The sequence below is a fragment of the Streptomyces misionensis genome (assembly GCF_007896895.1).
In the GTDB taxonomy this organism is placed as follows: domain Bacteria; phylum Actinomycetota; class Actinomycetes; order Streptomycetales; family Streptomycetaceae; genus Streptomyces; species Streptomyces misionensis_A.
Map to the genome: position 1 here is coordinate 1 of NZ_VOGW01000080.1, position 2,793 is coordinate 2,793.

At 75.4% G+C, this 2,793-nt stretch carries 2 protein-coding genes and 1 pseudogene; 2 read left to right on the forward strand and 1 reads right to left on the reverse strand.

The window, feature by feature from the left end; genetic code table 11:
• Positions 1 to 135: 135 nt before the first annotated feature.
• Positions 136 to 432 (reverse strand): annotated as a pseudogene (locus FRZ03_RS13830) (DUF192 domain-containing protein); the annotation flags it as partial.
• A 74-nt stretch (positions 433 to 506) separates the two neighbouring features.
• On the opposite strand from FRZ03_RS13830, the gene FRZ03_RS13835 reads away from it, so the two are divergent.
• Positions 507 to 1,376, forward strand: coding sequence for an LLM class flavin-dependent oxidoreductase (locus FRZ03_RS13835; protein ID WP_146465451.1), 870 nt, complete (start codon positions 507 to 509; stop codon positions 1,374 to 1,376).
• Between the two features lie 56 nt (positions 1,377 to 1,432).
• A complete protein-coding gene (locus FRZ03_RS13840) occupies positions 1,433 to 2,221 on the forward strand; it encodes a class I SAM-dependent methyltransferase (protein ID WP_146465452.1) in 789 nt (262 codons plus the stop codon).
• The last annotated feature ends 572 nt before the right edge of the window (positions 2,222 to 2,793 follow it).

Below are 2,793 nucleotides of genomic sequence, written 5' to 3' on the forward strand. Positions count from 1 at the left end.
GCGGTGGGCGGGGCGGGGGGCGGCTGGGGGCGCGGGGGGGCCCGGGTCGTCGCCCGGGGGGGGGGGGCGGGGACCTCGGGGCGCGGGGGCGGGCGGCGGGGCGGGGGCGGGCGGGGGGGGGGGGGGGGGGGCTCGGTGCCGGGCGCGCGGGCGGGGCAGGCCCAGGCGGCCGGGGCGCATGGTGCGGACCGACAGGACGGTCAGCCGGCGGTCCAGGTAGGCGACGTCGATGGGGATGCGCATGCCGAAGGTATGGACCGAGTTCGCCGGGGACAGCAGCATGGCGCCGTCGAGGGAGGTCCGGCCCAGTAGGCCCCTGGTGCGGGCGCGGTAGGAGGCGGAGATCTCCAGCGGGACGGTCGTGTCCGGAGCACCGGGCCCGCCCGGCACGCGCAGGGTGCCCCGGCCGTCCCGCCAGCGTCGTCGTGCCATGTTTCCTCCGCGGTCAACGGGTGTGCCCCGTACAGTGTTCGTCCCCTCCCGTTCTCCCCGCCAGGAAGACCTTCATGACCGGACTCGGAGTCGTGTTCCGGCCCCAGCTGCCGCCCGAGCGGCTGCGGGCCTTCGCCCGGACGGTGGAAGGGGCGGGGCTCGACGAGCTGTGGCTGTGGGAGGACTGCTTCCTGGAGGGCGGCGTCTCGACGGCCGCCGCCGCGTTGGCCTGGACGGAGCGCCTGCGGGTGGGCATCGGACTGCTGCCGGTGCCGCTGCGGAACGTGGCCGTGACCGCGATGGAGAGCGCCGCCCTGCACCGGATGTTCCCCGGCCGCGCGAGCGTCGTCGTCGGACACGGGGTGCAGGACTGGATGGGCCAGGTCGGCGCCCGCGCCGACTCGCCGCTCACCCTCCTCGGCGAGCACCTCGACGCCCTGCGCGGTCTGCTGCGCGGGGAGAAGCTGACCGTCCGGGGGCGGTACGTCACCCTCGACGGCGTCGCCCTCGACTGGCCGCCGCCGCAGCCGGTGCCCGTGCTCACCGGCGCCACCGGCCCCCGCACCCTGCGCCTGTCCGGTGCCAAGGCCGACGGCACCCTGCTCACCTGCGCCACCTCCCCGGACGGCGTACGGCGGGCCCGCCGGCTCATCGAGGAGGGGCGGGCGGAGGCCGGGCGCGACGCCGGGCCGCACCGGGTGGTCGTCTATCTGCTCGCCGCGACGGGCGCCGGTGCCGCCGAGCGGGTCCGGGCCGACCTGGCCGCCGGAGGGGCGCAGCCCGGCGCGGGCGTCGCCGGGGACGCGGCCGCCGTGGCCGATGCCGTGCGGCGGCTGACCGAGGCCGGCGCCGACACCGTCGTCCTGCAACCGACGTCGGACGAGCCGGACCCGGAGGGCTTCGTACGCTTCGCCGCGGACGAGGTCAGGCCGCTGCTCCCCTGAACCCGCGAGGGAAAACCGGAAGCCCCGGCCGCTGGCCCTCTGCCATCATCGGTGCCATGACAGGGAAGCCGTCGTTCGCCGAGCTCGTGGCCGAGGGGGCCGCCGTGCCCACCGAGGGCTGGGACTTCTCCTGGTTCGAGGGGCGGGCCAGCGAGGCCCGGCCCTCGTGGGGGTACGCCCGCTCGGCGGGAGAGCGGCTGGCCCGTGCCGAGGCGGCGCTGGACGTGCAGACCGGCGGCGGCGAGGTGCTGGCCTTCGCCCTCGACTCGGCCGCCCCGGCCCGGCCGGCGCTGATCGCCGCCACCGAGGGCTGGGCACCGAACGCGGCCAAGGCCACCGCGCTGCTGCGGCCGCGCGGGGCGGTGGTCGTCACCGCCCCGGACGACGCGCCGCTGCCGTTCGCCGACGAGGCCTTCGACCTGGTGCTCAGCCGGCACCCGGTGACGCCCCACTGGGCCGAGATCGCGCGGGTGCTGCGGCCCGGCGGCACGTACTTCGCCCAGCACGTCGGGCCCGCCAGCGTCTTCGAGCTGGTCGAGTACTTCCTCGGGCCCCAGCCGGCGTCCGCGCGCGGCGCCCGTGACCCCGAGCGGGAGCGGGCCGCGGCCGAGGCCGCGGGCCTGGAGATCGTGGGGCTGCGGGCGGAGCGGCTGCGGATGGAATTCCACGACATCGCCGCCGTTGTCCACTTCCTGCGCAAGGTCGTCTGGATGGTGCCCGGGTTCACCGTCGAGGCGTACGAGCCCCAACTCCGGTCCCTGCACGAGCGGATCGAGCGGGAGGGCCCGTTCGTCGCCCACAGCGCGCGGCATCTCGTGGACGCCCGCAAGCCCCATCCCGCCTGATCCGAACGAGAGGCCCCAGGCCACCCGCCGGGCGTGCGGTGTCCACATCGTGATCGGACACTGTTCACATCAGCCCCAGCCGCCACGTAGGTTCAGACCTACGCAATTCGCGCCCGCAAAGCCGCGCGAGGATGCCGCGCAGCGGAGGGAGCTGCGCGGTGCCGCCGGCACCGGGGATCGCCGTTCCGGTGCGTGGGAGGGGCCGTCAAGCGGTCGTTCGCGGACCGGGTAGCCCATCGGAGGGAACCTCGGGCAACACGCCGATGTGACCACAAGGCGGGGCAAACTCTTCGGATTCCTTCGCATCCGACCGGTTTCCCCTTGGATTCCGCTGCGGATCGCCCGTAAAGACCCTTGGAATGGTCCATTCCGCGGCCAGCAGGGCGTCTTCGGATGACTTCGGAGAGTAGTTGTGGCCCGCCGATGCCCCCATTCCTCCTTACGAAGGGTTATGGTGGAAACCCCCCCTCGGGCCGGTCCGTCTCCCCCCCCCACGGACCGGCCCGTTTTTTCTTGCCCGCGATCGGGAACCGCGAGGGGCCCGACGCGCGTCCCAAGGTCGAGGCCCGGCA

Coding starts and splice junctions, on each gene's coding strand:
- FRZ03_RS13840 (WP_146465452.1), top strand. CDS start 1,433: ATGACAGGGAAGCCGTCGTTCGCCGAGCTCGTGGCCGAGGGGGCCGCC.
- FRZ03_RS13835 (WP_146465451.1), top strand. CDS start 507: ATGACCGGACTCGGAGTCGTGTTCCGGCCCCAGCTGCCGCCCGAGCGG.